5 protein-coding genes are annotated in these 19,230 nt (G+C 37.7%); all 5 read left to right on the top strand.

The annotated features are described in order from the left end of the window. From MK119_RS15480 to MK119_RS15500, 5 genes are read left to right on the top strand one after another with little or no spacing between them, the layout of a single operon-like run. Positions 1 to 3,960, top strand: a complete 3,960-nt coding sequence (locus tag MK119_RS15480) for an amino acid adenylation domain-containing protein (RefSeq protein ID WP_290680428.1) — start codon at positions 1 to 3, stop codon at positions 3,958 to 3,960. Then, complete coding sequence (locus MK119_RS15485; RefSeq protein ID WP_290680430.1) at positions 3,957 to 4,949, top strand: TauD/TfdA family dioxygenase; 993 nt, start codon at positions 3,957 to 3,959, stop codon at positions 4,947 to 4,949. The genes MK119_RS15480 and MK119_RS15485 overlap by 4 nt, the downstream gene beginning before the upstream one ends. Continuing rightward, complete coding sequence (locus tag MK119_RS15490) at positions 4,897 to 8,088, top strand: non-ribosomal peptide synthetase (protein ID WP_290680431.1); 3,192 nt, start codon at positions 4,897 to 4,899, stop codon at positions 8,086 to 8,088. The genes MK119_RS15485 and MK119_RS15490 overlap by 53 nt, the downstream gene beginning before the upstream one ends. Before the next feature lie 16 nt (positions 8,089 to 8,104). After that, a complete protein-coding gene (locus MK119_RS15495; protein WP_290680432.1) occupies positions 8,105 to 14,203 on the top strand; it encodes a non-ribosomal peptide synthetase in 6,099 nt (2,032 codons plus the stop codon). Continuing rightward, positions 14,196 to 19,199 carry a non-ribosomal peptide synthetase gene (locus MK119_RS15500; RefSeq protein WP_290680499.1) on the top strand — a complete coding sequence of 1,668 codons (5,004 nt, stop codon included), beginning with the start codon at positions 14,196 to 14,198 and terminating at the stop codon, positions 19,197 to 19,199. Before MK119_RS15495 ends, MK119_RS15500 begins: the two co-directional genes overlap by 8 nt. Positions 19,200 to 19,230: the final 31 nt, after the last annotated feature.

Raw genomic sequence — 19,230 nt, forward strand, 5'->3', positions numbered from 1 at the left:
ATGAACAGAGAGGGAATCTTACAGAAGGCAAAGACAGAAGAGTTTTGGGCAAAAAACATGCAAGAAATTGCACAGCTCAACGCATCTTCTTTCTTTGGAGGAGTTCAACTAAAAGGAGAAAAGGGCAAAACTAGTTTTAAGGTAAACCTAAATGCTTCTGATGTTGCGGCAGTAAAAAAACTGTGTAATAACTCAGAGGTGTTGATTTATAATTACTTTTTAAATGTCATAAGTAAATTATTAATTGATTACAAAGAAGTCCCTTTTTTCCTTTCACCAGTTCAGCAATTCCAACAATTTAAGAACAGCGAAAAAATCTTTTTTGTCCAGCCAAAGATCAATTCAGATGAAAACTTCAAACAACTGTTTTCAACTCAAAAAAATGTACTGGTACAGCAATTACGCTATGTACTTTCTTGGGAAGAAATCACAGCACTAGTCGAAGACAAAAATACACTGAATACCCTCTCACAATTTGGTTTTGTGGTTAACACCAAAGAAATAGCGACAGAACTTGAGGCGAATGTTCAAACACTCTTTCAATTTGTAGTAGACGGGGAACGTCCATATTTGAGGATACAACTAAAAGGAGAAATGTTTGCGCCGAAAGTTCTGGAGTTATTTGGAGAAAACTTCAACACCTTACTCAGCGATGTACTTGCCAATACGTACGAACCAATTAAAAACTTACGTAGAAGCAGCGAAGCAGAGCAAGCTATTTTAGAAGACATCAATACACCGAGATCGTACTTTTCATTAGAAAAAAACACACTCGAATTGTTTGATGAGCAAGCAAACGCAAACAGTACAAAAATTGCCTTCAAACACAACGATCAAACCATTTCATATGGTGCATTAGCAGCAAGCTCCAATCAAATGGCGGCGTTTTTGCTAGATCAATACAATGCGCAAAAAGACATGCTCTTTGGAGTGATGTTATCACGTTCCATCCCAATGGTAGAAGCCATTCTTGGAATTTGGAAAGCAGGAAGCGCATATGTGCCAGTTGGAACGACTTTGCCAGATGAAAATGTAGTACAAATCATTGAAAACTCTCAGTTTCAAGCGATTATTACAGATGATGAAGCAGTCGTAGCGCAGTTAGAAAGACTAAATACAGGCGTTGCCGTTATCCACTTAAAAAAGGAGGCAGCAACAATCGCAAGTTATTCTACAGAAGCTGTACAAGTTCAAATTAACGACAACGATTTGGCATACGTAATCTACACCAGTGGATCTACAGGAAAACCAAAAGGAGTGATGATTGAACACATCGGAATGTTGAATCACATGGGCGCAAAAATCACAGAAATGGGCATCACTTGTGATAGTATTATTTCTCAAAATGCACCACATACCTTTGACATCTCTGTGTGGCAATTATTTGCACCAATCGTAATTGGAGCGACTGGTGTGATTTACGACAATGAAACGATCATTGATATCAAAGAATTTGTATCACGATTAGAAGCAGATCAAATCACAATTTTAGAATTAGTGCCATCGTATCTGTTGGAAATGTTGTATCACATCGAGCAGCAAGAAGCAGATATTCAATTAGCGTTTACCATTTTAATTCTCAACGCAGAAACCTTAACAAAATCAATGGTGGCGCGTTGGTTGGCATTATATCCACAAATTCCAATTGTAAATACCTACGGAGCAACAGAAGTATCAGACGACACGTCGCACTACATCATGAACGAAGTGCCAACAAGTTACTCAGTTCCGGTAATGGACAAGCCAATTCAGCACTTTGAAGTACACATTGTGGATGAAAATTTCCGCAAAGTACCAATTGGAGTACAAGGCGAAATCTTACTAGCAGGTCCATGTGTGGGACGCGGATACTTTAACGATCCGGAGCGTACAGCAAAAGCGTATTTGCAAGGACCGATTGAAGGTGTAACCAACTGCGAAAGAGTCTACAAAACGGGCGATTTAGGACGTTATATGCCAGATGGAACGATGGAATTTGTCGGACGTAACGACAATCAGGTAAAAATCTCAGGGCACAGAATAGAATTAGACGCTATCGAAAACATTACGGCGGGAATTGACGGCATCAAAAACGCAAAAGCCGTAGCGCATACCGATAAACAATTTATCGCTTTATATTATTTGGCCGACACTGCCGTAGAAAAGTCTCTGATAGAAGAAACGATTCTGCAAAAGTTACCAAAATACATGTTGCCAGCGGCAATTATTCACATGGTTAACTTCCCATTGACAACCAATGGAAAGATTGACAAAAAAGCATTGCCGGAACCAACACAGTATTTACAAAGCGAAGGAACGGAATACGTAGCGCCAGAAACGGAATTACAAGAAAAAATAGCAGCAATTTGGTCAGCAGTACTCAATGTAGACAACGTAGGATTAAACGATCATTTCTTTGAATTAGGCGGACACAGCTTAAAGCTTATGCGTTTAAAGAACGAATATCACAAAGAATTCTCGGTAAACGTTAAAATTAAAGAATTCTTTGAAAACGCTACGCTAAAAGCACATGCCAATATCATAGAAGCAGCGGAAAACGATGTATATGTGGCAATTGAAAAAGTGCCAGAAGCAACAAGTTACGAAGTATCTAACGGACAAAAACGTTTGTGGATCGTTAGTCAAATACCAAATGCTTCTTCCGCATACAACATGCCGTACAGAGTTTATTTAGACGGAAGTTACAACATAAACAATCTAGAAAAAGCTATACATGCAACCATTGCAAGACACGAAACGTTGCGAACAGTTTTCAGAGTAGATGAAAGTGGCGAACTAAGACAAGTCATTCAATCACCAGAAAAACTCAACTTCAACATCACACAATTAGATTTTAGACAAATCTACGATGTGCAAGGCGCAGTAGAAGAATACATTTCGCATGACACACACCAAATGTTCGACATGGAAAACGGACCTTTGTTTAGAGCAACGTTCATCAGAACAACTGATGAAAACTATGTGTTCTATTACAACATCCATCACATTATCGGCGATGGTTGGTCTTCCAAAGTATTGGTAGAAGATGTAATGCGTTACTATGAAGCATATCAAAGCGGAAGCGAAGCGGAAATGCCAGCATTAAACATTCAATACAAAGACTATGTACACTGGGAAAATCAGCAAGTAGCTTCTGGAAAATACCAAAGACATCAAACCTACTGGACGAAACAATTCTCAGGAAGAATTCCACAAATAGAATTTCCTGAACAGAAAAAACGTCCAATGACACGCTCGTATGCAGGCTATGCACTTGGGATGTATCTATCAGAAGAAAACAGCAACAAGTTAAAAGATTTCTGCAACGAAAACGAAGGAAGCTTATTTATGGGAATGCTTTCCGTTTGGAATGTATTGCTACATAAATACACCAAAGAAACAGACATCATCATCGGCTCGCCAGTTGTGGGAAGAGAACACGACGATTTAAAAAATCAAATTGGATTCTACATGAACACGCTAGCATTGCGAAATAACATCAATCCAAATGATGACTTTAACACGGTATTCCAAAAAGTAAAACGCAATACACTCGAAAGTTACGATCATCAAATGTATCCGTTTGATGCCATCATCGAAGACATAGGCTTACAAACAGAACGCAATCGAAATCCACTCTACGATATTATGTTTTCTTATCACAATATCGAAGAACGCGACTCAGTTCAGGCATTTTCAAATGAGGTGATTGACTTAGGATTTGTAAAAGCAAAAATCGATTTGCTCATCAACGGAATGGAAGTCGGCAATCAACTCTATCTAGAAATCAATTACGATAGCGATCTTTTTGACATGAGCCTAATGAAACGCATGCTGCGTAATTACGAACAATTACTCGCTGAATTGCTTTCCAATACCAACGAAAGCATTCAAAATGTAACATACGAGACAAAAGCAATCAAACAATTCAAAAAGAACAACCTTTTAAAACTTAAAAGCATTAAAGCCAACACAATATGAAAAATCAATTATTAAAATTAAGAAATATGGGCGCTGTGCAGACCATGAGCGCAGATGTAGTAAAGACTTCATTTCTAGATAATGGATTGAATTTTCCATTAGTGTTAGAATCTGCCATGAGCGATGTCATCCTTGAAAAATGGATGGTAGATAACAGAACAGATTTCGAAGAAAAATTACGCAAACACGGCGGAATTTTATGTAGAGGTTTTGGAATTGATACGGTAGAAAAATTCCAAAGTTTGATGGACAAATTTCCAAACGAACTTTTAGACTATGCATTTCGTTCCTCACCGCGATTTGAAATCACAAACAATGTATACGTTTCTACAACCTATCCGCCAGATGAAATCATCAATATGCACAGTGAAAGTTCGTATGCGCCAACACATCCAAGTCGCATCGTGTTTTGCTGCATCATTGCTGCAGAAGAAAGAGGAGAAACACCAATTGCAGACAACCGATTGATTCTACAACACATGAGCGATGAATTGAAACAAAAGTTCATGGAAAAAGGCGTGCAGTACAGAAGATATCTCAACAGCTTTATGGGACTTGGTTGGGAAGAAGTATTCCAAACAGAAGACAAAGCTGTAGTAGAAGCAGAGTGCAAAAAGAACGGAATGGACTTTACCTGGGTAAGTGACAAAGAATTGGTGCTTACTTGGACGAAAAAAGCCATTTGGGAACATCCAGTAACTGGTGAATTGGCATGGTTCAATCACAGTTTATTCTTCAACAAGTACATGTTGCCAGACTCTATTTTGAACGCTGTAGAAAACGACGATCAATTACCAAACAATACATTCTTTGGAGACGGAACACCAATATCCAAAGAAGAAATCGAAGAAATAAAAACCGCTTACAAAAAGTCAACTGTAATGTTTCCTTGGGAAGAAGGAGACGTATTATTCTTAGACAATATGTTCGCGTCGCATGGAAGAAACTCATACAAAGGAGAGCGCAAAATCATTGTGTCCATGTCATAAAAAAGTAAGTAGTAATAAGCAATCACACAAAACCAAAAAATATAAAAACATTATGGCTTCAAATGTCACAGATAACATAAATGGATATGAGTTCTCTGATAATCAGAAACGCTTGTGGAATGTAGCAAAAGAACAGTTTTCTACATTCTTCAACCAAATGGTAGTTTCGTTGCAAGGAAACCAGACTTCAGCAGATGTGTTACAAGCAATTCGCTCTGTATTCAACGCGCATGAAGTATTCACGTTCAGAGCGCATAAAAACGATCAATATTACTATCCAATTCAATTTCAATACAATCAAGATACTATTGATTACAAAGAAGTAGATGGAAATTCAGCTACAGCTGAAAGCGATATCGAAAACTATTTAGCTGCCCCTTTTCAACCTACTGAAAATGCAGCAGTACGTTTTTGTTTCTCCATGCAAAACGACTTTGTACAAACAATTCACATCCGATTGTTTAGTCTTTGGGGCGATACGTATAGCTTATTGTCTTTGGCAGAACGAATGACTGCACTTTTAAATACTACTGAAAACGCTGCTGCAGATGCAGATGCCATTCCATACATCAACTATGCAGCTTGGCAAAATGATCTCATCAAAAATCCAGAAGATGATGCGGCTTCATTTTGGAGAACCTATGCAGATGAAAAAGGAAAAACAATCATTCCTTTTGGAAATGCTACGACAAGAACATTTACTCCAGAAAGAAGACAAATTGCAGTGATTGAAGGAGATGCGAAAAGACAATTAGAAGCGGTATGTACTGATAAAAACGGAACATTGTCAGACGGATTGTTATTCCAGTATCTTTCATTTTTAGGAACCTTTACCAAAGAAAACATAACGCTTGGTTATGTACAAAACGATCGTACCTATGATGAGCTTAAAAATACATTGGGATGTGTAAACAAAACACTTCCTTTGGTACTAAATACTACTTCCATACTTGAAAATACGGCACTCAATACCATTCAAAGTCAAGTAGCGCAAATCACGAATTGGTCAGACTATTACACAATCAAAAAGGACGAATCGCAATGCTTCAACTACTCGTTTGAATGTATTACAGCAGGCGATTCTGCAAGTATTTCGGATGTGTATTCTGTGCAAAACAGATTCAGATTAAAAATAAGCTGCGTAGTATTTACTGATAAAATTGTAGTAGATGCTTACTTTGATACAAGCTACTACACAGTAAGCGATATCGCTGTTATGGAAGCGCAACTAAAAAAGAACTTTACAAGTACAATAAAAGTAAATGCTTCACGTGAATTAAGCGAGATTGAAAGAAACATTATTGAAGCAGCAAACAATACTTCACAAGGTTTTGAAAGCTACAATGCCATCACAGATTTGATTGATGCACAAGCAGCGAAAAATCCAGAAGCGATTGCGCTTGCTTATGATGTTGTTCAATACAGCTATGGCGAATTACAAGAAAAAGTAAACAAACTAGCCAATTACTTAGTAAACGAATACAATGTTTCCAAAGGAGACGCAGTTTGCCTCTTATTAGAAAGATCAGAAACCTTTGTGGTAAGCTTACTAAGTGTCTTAAAAATTGGTGCGTACTATGTGCCAATCAGCAGAGAATATCCATTAGAAAGAATCCGATTCATCTTAGAAGATACAGCTTGCAACCTATTATTGACAGACGTTGATGTAAAAATGAGCGATGAAGCAATGCAAGTAGCGATCTTCAATCCGACTTTGGAAGAAACCTACAAAGGCGAATCGGCGACTTTTGAAACCAACATACAAAATACAGACACAGCATATTGTATTTACACGAGCGGATCAACCGGAAACCCAAAAGGTTGTTTGATCTCACATAAAAATCTACTGAACTATGTTTCTTGGGCAAATCAATACTATTTTGAAAATGAAGCTTATGGAAATTGGGGATTCTTTACAGCAGTCTCGTTTGATTTAAGTGTCACATCTATCTTCACGAGTTTGACTAGAGGAAAGCGATTGACTATTGAAAAAGAAGGCGCGCATATTGCTGAATTGTTAAAGAAAAACTTCGAAGATTCTACAGTAGATACATTAAAACTAACACCAGCACACTTATCGTTATTGGCAGAATTAGACATCCAAAACACAGCGATCAGAGTGCTTATCTGCGGAGGCGAACAATTGACTCCACAACAAGTAAACATCGTAAAAGGCATTAGCTCTGAGATTACCATATTCAACGAGTATGGTCCAACAGAAGCTACGGTAGGTTGTATTACAAAAATAGTGGAAGCGGACGAAAAGATTCGCATTGGAACACCAATCGCAAACATGTCAGTTGCTATTGTAAACGATCAAAATGAAGCTTGTGAAATTGGCGCTACTGGTGAATTAATCCTTTCGGGAGAAAGCATCAGTAAAGGCTATCTCAATAGAGAAGAAAAAACTAGAGAGAAATTCCAAGACGAACTGTTAGGTGAATCTGGTCGTTACTACAGAACAGGCGATTTAGCACGCTGGACAGCAGATGGCGAAGTTGAATTCTTAGGTAGAATTGACGATCAAGTCAAAATAAGAGGCTATCGCATTGAATTGGCTGAAATAGAAGACTGTCTCTCACAATCTGAATTAATTGATGAAGCAGTAGTCATCATTCGCGAAAACGAAGCACAAGAAAAAGAAATTGTAGCCTATGTTCGTGCCAAAGAAGCACTCAACGCAGGAACCATTCAAGAATTCTTAGGAACACGAATTCCAGAGTACATGTTGCCAGCGCATTATGTACAATTAGTAAGCTTCCCATTAACCATCAATGGAAAAGTAGATAGAAAAGCATTGCCTGAACCATATGGAATGAGTTTAGGAACAGGTGCTGAATACAGAGAGGCTTCTACCGAAACAGAACGCACACTCGTAGGACTTTGGGAAGACATCTTAAAAAGAGAACAAATTGGAGTGGATGACAATTTCTTCCTTATCGGAGGAAACAGCTTAAGAGCGATGACAGTCATCAATCACATTCAAAAAACATTCGAGGTAAAATTACAGCTCAAAGACTTCTTTGAATCTGCAACCATTGCAGAAGTAGCAGAACAACTAGATGCATTGATCTCTCTACAATCTCTCAAAGAAGAAATGAATTCTGAAAAAGAATTTGAAAGCGAAATTATATTATAAAAATACAACCACCACCATGTACAAATTAGTTAAAACATTAGTAGCAAATAACATTCACCTTTCCGTAGAAAGCGGAAACTTGAAAGTAAAATTTGATGGGAAACAACTACCACAAGACTTGCTTTCACAAATCAAAGCGAATAAAGAAGCATTGATCGCGTATCTTTCTCAAGAAGATGGCGCGGCAGATGATCGTATTGAAAAAGCAGCAACAAGTGTTTCCTATCCGTTGTCTTCTGCACAAAAAAGATTGTGGATTCTACACCAAGTCGATCCAGGTGCCGTTGCGTACAATATGGCGGGACAAACAACGCTTGACGGCTCTTACAATCTTAAAAACTTCGAACGTGCCATCAATGCTACAATTGCACACCACGAGATTTTAAGAACGGTATTTCGCGTGGATGAAAATGACGAAGCAAGACAGTGGATTTTAGCTGCAGAAGACATAAACTTCACAATCTCACACAAAGATTTCAGAGGTTTAGATGCAGCAACACAGCAAGAAAAAGTAAGCAACTACATCCAAGAAGATTCGGTAAAACCATTCGATTTCGAAAATGGTCCGTTATTGCGTGCGTCCATGCTGCAGGTGGCAGATGATCAATTTGTGTTCTACTACAATATGCATCACATCATCAGCGACGGTGTATCTATGGACAATTTAGCCAAAAACATTATGATGGCGTACACGGCCATTCAAAGTGGAGAAGAAGTAGTATTGCCAGAATTGCGCATTCAGTACAAAGACTACGCAGTATGGCAATTAGCGCAATTGGAAAGTGAAGCGTCAAAAGCAGACAAAACATTCTGGTTAGATCAATTAGCGGGAGAATTACCAACACTAAATCTTCCATCTACCAAAAAGCGCCCAACTGTACAAACCACCAACGGGCAAAACTTAGCAACGTATATCGACAAAGAAATTGCACAAAAATTTACTGCGTTTTGTCAGCAAGAAAACGGAAGTCTTTTCATGGGATTGGTGGCTGTGTTAAACGTATTATTCTACAGATATACCAATCAAAAAGACTTCATCGTAGGAACGCCGATTGCAGGAAGAGACAACGTCGATTTGGAAGATCAAATCGGGTTTTATGTAAATACCCTAGCATTGCGCAATCAACTTACATCAGCGCAGTCTTTTGCAGATATTTTTGCCAATGTTCGTAAAAATACCTTAGAGGCGTATGCACACCAAAACTATCCATTCAACCAACTGATTCAGGATTTGGACATCAAAAGAGACGTGAGTAGAAATGCCATTTTTGATGTGATGGTAACGATGCACAACTTTGATAACAGTACGGTAAATCTTCAAGTTAATGAAGACGAAGTAGATGTAATCATGGAATACGGTTCAGCACAAAGTAAGTTTGACTTGGAATTAAACTTCAAAGAAGTAGATGGTTATATCTACCTAGCTGTAATCTACAATGCAGATGTGTACGAAGGTGAGATGATGAAAAACTTCTTGCAACACTTCAAAAGCATTATGCAAGCAGTAACGGAAGTTCCAACTGAAAAAATTGGAAGGTTGAATATGTTACAACCGGCTGAAGTAGCTGTTTTAGAAGCATTCAACGATACAGATGTCGTATATGACGAAGCAAAAACGGTGTTAGAATTATTTGCACAGCGCGTTGCTGAAAATCCAAACCAAATAGCGTTGCGTTTTGAAGATGAGTGTTTGACTTATAAAGAATTAGATGAAAAATCGAATCAATTAGCCAATTATATCGCTTCCAAAAATATAAGCAATACGCTAATTCCAATCTGTGTAGATCGTTCTTTTGAAATGATGATCGGAATCTGGGGAATCATAAAATCTGGAAATGCGTATGTACCTGTAGATCCAGCCTATCCGCAAGAGAGAATGGATTATATTTTAGAAGATACCAACGCAACTTATGTAGTATCTACTTTGGAGTACGCTGAATTTTTCGAAAATGCGAAGGTAATTAATTTAGAAGGATCTGACTATGAAACCTATCCGACAACTGCACCAAATGTAACTGTAACCGAAGCAGAGTTGGCATATTGTATTTACACTTCAGGAACCACAGGAAAACCAAAAGGTGTAATGATTGCGCATGCTTCATTTGCAAATTATGTTCACTGGGCGAAAGCGACCTACAATACAGAGAACTTACAAAACTTTGATTTTGGACTCTTTACGTCAATTTCTTTTGACTTAACGATCACAAGTATGTTTTTGCCGCTTGTAAGTGGAGACACGTTACATATTATGAAAAAAGAGCAAAGCGTACTCGAAACCTTATTAAAATACTTTGAAAGTGGTATTTCATGTATCAAACTAACACCTGCACACATCAGTCTTTTAAAAGGTACAGAAGGATTACAAACAACCGTGCAAATGGCAGTGGTTGGTGGAGAAGCCATGCAAAACCAACATGTAGAAATTTTACGTTCGTTAAATCCTGAAATGAAAATCTACAACGAATATGGACCAACAGAAGCAACTGTTGGTTGTGTGGTACGCGAAATCGAAACTGTAGATGAAAACATCGTGATTGGAACGCCAATTGCGAATACTCAAATCTACATTTTAGATGCAGACAAAAACTTAGTCGCACAAGGTGTAGAAGGCGAAATGTATATTGGAGGAAAAGGATTGGCAAGAGGATATGTCAACAAACCAGAATTGACTGCTGAGAAGTTCATACAAAATCCTTTCAATGCAGACGAACTTATATACAAAACAGGAGATGTCGCAAAATGGGATGCTAGCGGAAATATTGATTATGTTGGCAGAATTGACAATCAAGTAAAAATCAATGGATATCGTATTGAATTGGGAGAAGTGATCAATGCACTTGAGCAACTTGAAACTGTGCAACAAGCAGTAATGGTAGTTGATAAATCATTAGATAACAAACGTCTTGTAGGATATATAGTTTCAGAAAAACCAATTGAAAAACAAGCCATCAAGCAGCAATTAAAAGCAAGTTTGCCAGCATACATGATTCCTGTTGACTTCTTACAGTTAGAAAGCATTCCACTAACAATCAATGGAAAAGTAAATTACAAAGCATTACCCGCGTTAGATGCTACTGCAATCGGTACAAACTATGTAGCACCTCGTAATGCAAAAGAAGAAGCGCTTGTTTCAATTTGGCAAGATGTTTTGGGTGTAGAAAAAGTAGGAATCTATGATAACTTCTTTTCTTTAGGTGGTGATTCTATCATTGCGATTCAATTCATAAGTAAAGCAAAAAGACAAGGAATTACACTAAAAGTAAAAGATGTATTTGAGTTTCAAACAATTGATGAATTAGCAACCAAAGTAAATCATAATATTGAAATCATTAACGAGCAAGGAATCTTAGAAGGAAACTTCGGCTTGTTGCCAATTCAAACAGCATTCTTTGAAAAAGGATACAGCAAGCAAAACCAATACAATCAATCTTTATTATTGACCTTGCCAAAAAGCATTACCAAAGCACAACTCAATGAGGCAGTAGCAGGAATATACAAAAAGCACGATATCCTTCGCACTCGATATGAGCGTGTGGAAGATCAGTTTGTTGGTGTATACGAAACAGCAATTCCTGAAGTAGCAGTAGAAACGATCACTGAAACAGCAACTGTAGGAGCCGCGGTAACAGAAATCTGTGCTGCTTACCAAGAAAAATTAAACATTTACGATGGCGTAATTGCAAAATTTTTGCTCATCAACACGCCAGAAAGCGAAGCAGCAAATCGTGTATTCATTGTAGCGCATCACTTAGTAATTGATGGTGTTTCTTGGAGAATTATTGCAGATGATCTAACTGCAAACTTGCAAAAAGTAACAAAAGGAGAAGCAGTTTCTATTGGAGAAAAAACAACTTCATTCAGACAATGGCAAGAACATTTAGTGGACTATGCAAATAGCGATCGTCTTCAAGAAGAATTCGCGTATTGGAAAGCAATCACAGAAAAAATTGAAGCTTTACCTCAAGACACTGCGTTTGACGGAAAAACAACCTATCAAGAAGTAGGCGCTTACAGTGTACAATTGTCTCAAGAACTCACAACAAGTTTACTGAGAGAAAGCAATCAAGCATTTTCTACAGAAATCAACGATCTATTGTTGGCAGCATTGGCAATGTCTTTTGCAAAATGGACAAACCGGGACAACTTAGTTATCGGTTTGGAAGGTCATGGAAGAGAAGAATTGTTTGAGGATGTAGACATCACAGAAACAGTAGGATGGTTTACATCACTCTATCCGGTATTGCTTGAAAATTTTCAAGATGATATAGAAGCTACTATTGTACAGGCAAAAGAAAACTTAAAAGCCATTCCAAACAAAGGAATCGGATATGGCGCTTTACGCTATTTAGCTGCTGACGAAAGCAAAAGAGAAAGCTTACAGGCAAATATCGAACAAGTAGTATTCAATTACTTAGGGCAAGCAGGTCAGGGAAATTCGGAAACGGCGACACTATTCAACTTCACCAATGAAGGAAAAGGAGAAGACATTCATCCTCAAAATGAATATGATGGAAGAATTACCATCAACAGTGTCATCTCTAACGGCAGTTTGAGCTTACGCTGGAATTATGATACCAATCGCTTTGCCGAAGAAAGCATTGCAACAGTTGCAGAAAACTATATCAATGCCTTAGAAACAATCATAAACTACTGCAAATCCATCACAAAAACAGTAGCCACACCAGCGGATTATGGACTAAACGGATTGTTACCTTACGAAGATTTAAGAGCATTCAAAGCAACAAAGCAAGCAGAAAACATTGAAGATATCTACAGATTAAGTCCAATGCAGGAAGGAATCCTGTTTTACAGCTTACTCAACAAAAACTCAAACGCATACATCAACCAAATCTGTTTCGATATTACAGGCGAATTAGATATAGAAAACTTTAAAGAAGCATGGAAAAAAGTCATTCAAAAACACGGCATTTTAAGGACGTCTTTTCACTTGGAAGGCCTTACTATCCCTGTGCAATGTGTACAAAAAAGTGTGCCGCTGCCAATAACTGTCCTCGATTATACCCAGAAAGATGACATTGAAGAAGCGGTACAAGCATACAAACATACAGATGCAAATACGGCATTTGATTTGGACAAAGCGCCATCATTCAGAATTACACTGATCAAACAATCAGCTAACTGTACCAAATTGATCTTTGCAATACATCACATCATTTCGGATGGTTGGTCAACGCCATTAATCTTCGGAGAATACCTAGAAAATTACCAAACATTAATCGCGGGCAAAACCATTACCATCGGTGAAATTGACAATTACAAAGACTACATCACACACATTTCTGCCAAAAATGATGCAGAAGTTGTTCGTTACTGGAAAAATCAACTCAGCACGCTTACATCACCTAGTATTTTACCATTTGCAGATACTGCTAAAAATCTGAACAAAACCTTCGGAAATACAAAATCAGTATTGTCAAAAGGAAAAGAATCTGTAATGGCATTAGAAGTCTTTGCGAAGCGAAATCGCATAACGATCAACACCGTAATTCAAGGAATATGGGCATACTTATTGTCACAATATACCAACAATGAAACGGTTGTATTTGGTACAGTAATCTCTGGAAGACCTACCGAAATAAAAGATATTGAAAAACGATTGGGAATCTATATCAATACCATTCCGTTATGTGCTTCCGTACAGCCAGAAACTAACATCGTATCTTGGTTGACCGACATTCAAAGCAACTACGCAATTTCGAGAGAAGAATACGGATACTCGTCACTCGTTGAAATTCAAAAGCAAAGCAATATTGGAAGGGAATTGTTTGACAGTTTATTAGTGTTTGAAAACTATCCGTTAGATGCTATTGAAGAAGCAGAATCTGATGTATTGATCAACAATCTAGAAACCAAACAGCAAAACAATTATGTATTAACCATTTCAATTCGTCACGTCGCAGAAACCTTAATGTATATTGAGTACGAATACAACTCTGAAATTCTATCAAATGAAATCATCGCAATGATGAAAGGACATTTAGATACATTGTTAGAAGCGGTAGTTAAAAGCGAAACGATAGGCGATTTAGAATACCTAACAAAAGAAGAACACGGCAGTACTTTTAGATACAGTCAACAATGCAACTATCTCTAAAGATGAAACATTACTATTAGATCGTTTCAAAGCACAAGTCGCAAAAACACCTGAGCAAGTAGCCGTTTCGTTTAACGGAGAAACGTTGACGTACGCACAACTAGAAGCAGCATCCAATCAATTGGCAAACTGTTTGGTAAACGAGCATGGCATTCAAAATGGCGATGTTGTCGGAATCAAATTAGACAGAAGCAATTGGGTACTCATTTCAATCTTAGCCATCCTAAAAACAGGAGCTGCGTATGTGCCAATTGATCCAGCGTATGGTTCTTCTCGTGAGGAGCATATCCTAAGCGATGCGAATTTAAGTTTGTTAATTACAGAGTCAAATTACATGTTTGATATGTTCGATTTTGACGGAAACATGCTTACGGTAGACATTGACTTTGAAGCAGAAGCATTCGCAACAACGTTTGAAGCAACTGGAATCACAGAAGATACTTTGGCGTATATGATTTATACTTCAGGATCTACAGGAAAACCAAAAGGTGTTATGATTCAGCACGGTGCGTTGGCAAACTATTTAGATTGGGGAACAAAGCAATATCTAACCGAAAACAACTTAGAAAATGTTGACTTCGGATTGTACACATCATTGTCATTCGACCTAACGGTAACAAGCTTATTCTTACCAATTTTAAACGGTGGAACGCTTCACATTTACAATCAAGGAGATATTTCGCAGACATTAAAAAATTACTTGAACAGTGGAATTTCTTGTATCAAATTAACACCTGCACACATTGCATTATTGAAAGAATTAGATATTCAAGAAAGTAAAGTTGCTGTTGCGGTTGTAGGTGGAGATGCTTTATTGCCACATCATGTGGAAACGCTGAGAAGCATCAATCCAAACATGAAAATCTATAACGAATACGGTCCAACAGAAGCGACTGTCGGTTGTATGGTTTTTGAAGTGGATTCAAAAGATAACATTACAATCGGAAAAGCGATTCAGAACACAGAAATATTTGTTTTAAACCGTAACAATCAACTCGTACCAAACGGAGTTTCAGGAGAAATTTGTGTAGGTGGCGAAGGATTGGCAAAAGGCTACTTAAATCGCGAGGAATTAACCGCAGAAAAATTCATTCCACATCCATTCATAAAAGGACAACGTTTATACAAAACAGGCGATGTGGGAACGTGGTTAGCGGATGGAAACCTAGCATATTTAGGTAGAAAAGACGATCAAGTAAAAATACGAGGTTACCGAATTGAGTTAGGAGAAATTGAACAACAATTACTCAACAAAGAAAGCATTCAGGAAACAGTTGTATTAACACATACAATGGAAAACGGCGAAAAGCAATTGATTGCGTATGTCGTATTTGAAGAAAAAGAAGAAACAGCTATCAACATTCGTAAATTCTTAGGTGAAAGTTTACCAGCATACATGATTCCTGCACACTTTGTGCCTGTAGATCGTATGCCATTAACGGTAAACGGAAAAGTGGATAAAGATGCATTACTTAGCCTAAAAGACATTCAACTTGAAACAGGTTCAGAATACATCGCGCCACAAAATGAAATCGAAGAGAAAGTTGCTGAAATCTGGCAAAAAGACTTAGATCTTGATGCGGTAAGTATTCGCGATGATTACTTCCATATTGGAGGAGATTCTATCCGAATGATTCGTTGCATCAGTGCCATCAACAAAGAATTTGGAATTGAAATTCCAGTAGCGACATTCTACGAAAATCCAACCATTGAAGGTGTATCGACATTCATTGCAGAAATAGAAAGTACAGGACAAGCAACCAATACTGAAAAAGCAGCCGTTGAAGCGGAAATTGAAGCAATTGCAGCTGCAGTATTGGCAAAACATCCAACACCTGAAAATGTAGAAAATGTATATCCAATCAGTGATGTGCAAATGGGAATGGTCTTAACAAGCCAACTCAGAAATGACAAAGGAGAATTTGGTGTATACCACGATCAGTTCTTATTCCAATTAGGAGCGATTGATATGCCAACCTTGACACGTACCATGGAATTGATGGTGCAAAAGCATGAAACCTTGCGAACATCGTATCACTTATACGAATACGATCACCAAGTACAAATCATTCACAAAAATGTACCTGTAAATATCGGATACGAAGATATCAGTGCGTTAGGCAAAGAAGCGAAAGAAGCTTATATTGAAAACTTCATGGTGACGGAACGTAAGGAGCATCCTTTTGATACGTCAAAAGCGCCAATATGGAGAATCAATATCTTCCAAATTGGAGCGTCAGACATCATATTCGTATTGCAATTCCACCATGCGATGATTGATGGTTGGGGACAAAATAACTTTAAAGTAGAATTATTTGAAACTTACGATCAGGTAAGCAAAGATAGCACGTATGTGCCAGCAGCATTAACATGTAGTATCAAAGACAGCGTAGTGTCAGACATGATCGAATTGCGAAGAGAAGAAAACAGCATCTTCTGGCAACAGAAAATGGAAGACTACAAGCGTTTAGAAGTATTAAGCGAAGCATACTTTGATGCGAAATATGAAAAAATATATCCAGAAGCATATACGTCAAGAATCATTGAAAAATGTGAACAAGATCAAATCACGCCAAAGGCATTGTTCTTAAGTGCGTATCTATATGCCTTATCTGCATTGTCTGGGAACGCTGATACAACCATCGGATTGGTGGCGCACAGGCGTCCAATTGTAGAAGATGGAGACAAATTATTAGGTTGTTTCTTAAACTCAATTCCGTTCCGATTTGACTTTATGAATACACAAGGAAAATCGTGGTTGCAATACATACAAGATATTGAAAACGAATTGAATATATTAAAAGGGAAAGATCGTTTTCCTCTCAATGAAATCGCAGATTTAGTTGGAGAAAATTCGCAAGGAAATCCATTCTTCGACATTCTATTCAACTATATCAATTTCCATGTACTGGACGAATTACACAACAATGAAGAATTCAAAACACAGCAAGCACAACGTGAAGTAACAGACTTTGTTTTTGGTGATTTTGAAAGAACAAATACATACCTAGATTTCACACTGGAGCGATTTACCAAAAATATAGCGATCTCATTGACACAAAGTCGTGCTTTCAAATCAGGTCATAGCATTGAAGACATTGCAGCGTATTTTGAAAACTTCTTGGCGAATTACTTAGAAAACGATCAAGAAGCAGTCAATACAGAACGTATTTTCTCTGAAGATGAACGTGCAAGGCTACTTGCATTTGCAGAAGGCGAAGTACAAGAAATACCAAGCAATCCAACATTTACAAGTCTCTTTGAAGCACAAGTACAAAAAACGCCAAACGTGGAGGCAGTCGTATTTGAAGAAAGATCACTTACATATGCGCAGTTGGACAAGCTATCAAATGCATTGGCACACTTCTTAATTCATGAATATGGAGCCACTAGAAACGATGTCATCGGAGTTCAATTGGATCGTAGCGAATGGGTTGTCGTAGCAATCTTAGCAACCTTAAAATCAGGTGCAACCTATGTTCCGATTGATATTGAATATCCTGAATCGAGAATCGCATACATTCAAGAAGATAGCAACTGTAAACTTATGATTACGGAAGAAGTTCTTGAAGAATTCGTTGCAAATAGAGAAATAAACAATACAGCAGCTGTTGCACATCAAAGAGTTCCAGAAGATACCATGTATATCATTTATACATCAGGATCTACAGGAAAGCCAAAAGGAGTGATGATTCAAGATCGTGCTATTTTAAACACGATTCTTACTGAAATCAAGACACTTGGAATGGATGAAGGACAAAATATGTTACAATTTGCATCCTTCTCTTTTGATGCTTCTATTTGGGAAAGCTTTACATCATTGCTTTCTGGATCGACATTATTTGTAATCCAAGATGCATTGCGAAAAAATCCAGAAGCATTAGCAACATACATCGAAGAACAACAAATTGACATTACGCTATTACCACCAGCATATCTAAACTTAATGGACATCTCAAAACTAAGAGGTCTAAAAACATTATTTACAGGTGGAGAAGCACCAATTATTGAAGATGTCAAAGCATTTTTAGAGTTGCGAAGCGGAAAGTATTACAATGCGTATGGACCTACAGAAGCCAGTGTATATGCGACAACGCATTATATTGAAAGCATTGACGATTTCTCATCAGAAAACATTACCTCTGGAATGCCAATCGCCAACGCGTCTATTTATCTTTTAAATGATGTCAATCAATTACAACCAATGGGAACTGTTGGAGAAATATGTATCGGTGGTGCAGGATTGGCAAAAGGATATTTAAATCGTCCAGAATTGACAAAAGAACGTTTCATACCACATCCATTCAAAGAAGATCAGTTGTTATACAAAACTGGGGATTTAGGAAAATGGTTGTCAAACGGACAATTAGAATTCCACGGACGTAAAGACGATCAAGTAAAAATAAGAGGTCACAGAATAGAATTAGGAGAAGTAGAGCATCGATTACTAGAAAGAGAAACCATCAACGAAGCTACCGCTATGGTAGTTGAAGATGCTGATGGAGGCAAAAAACTAGTGGTGTATTTCACTTCTACCCAAGAAGAAACGCTTTCTGAATTACGACAAGAATTACAGCAAAAGCTACCAGCATATATGATTCCAGATGGCTATGTGCAACTAGAAGCAATGCCATTGACTATTAATGGAAAAATTGACAAAAAACAGCTATTACAACTCGAAGGTACGCAGCTACTCTCAGTAGAATATGTTGCGCCAAGAGACGAAATGGAAGAAAGACTCGCTGCCTTATGGAGTGAAATCCTCAAAAGAGAACGCATCGGAATCAAAGATTCGTTCTTCGAAATTGGCGGTAACAGTTTAAAAGCCATTCAGTTAATTGGGCGTATTCAGAAAGAATATAATGTACACTTTGAAATTACAGGACTGTACGAAACGCCAACCATTGAAGCCATTAAAGAAAAACTGGAAAATGTGCTTTGGCTTACCAATGAACTTGTAGAAGATGAAGAAAATATTGAAAGTTTTTCATTCTAATACCAGTAATTTCAAGTTATAAATGGTATAA

It is taken from the genome of Kordia sp., assembly GCF_022447245.1.
GTDB lineage: Bacteria > Bacteroidota > Bacteroidia > Flavobacteriales > Flavobacteriaceae > Kordia.

What these genes read in the sequence shown, in the direction of transcription:
- MK119_RS15485 (WP_290680430.1), top strand. Translation starts at nt 3,957, where the DNA reads ATGAAAAATCAATTATTAAAATTAAGAAATATGGGCGCTGTGCAGACC.
- MK119_RS15490 (WP_290680431.1), top strand. Translation starts at nt 4,897, where the DNA reads ATGGAAGAAACTCATACAAAGGAGAGCGCAAAATCATTGTGTCCATGT.
- MK119_RS15495 (WP_290680432.1), top strand. Translation starts at nt 8,105, where the DNA reads ATGTACAAATTAGTTAAAACATTAGTAGCAAATAACATTCACCTTTCC.
- MK119_RS15480 (WP_290680428.1), top strand. Translation starts at nt 1, where the DNA reads ATGAACAGAGAGGGAATCTTACAGAAGGCAAAGACAGAAGAGTTTTGG.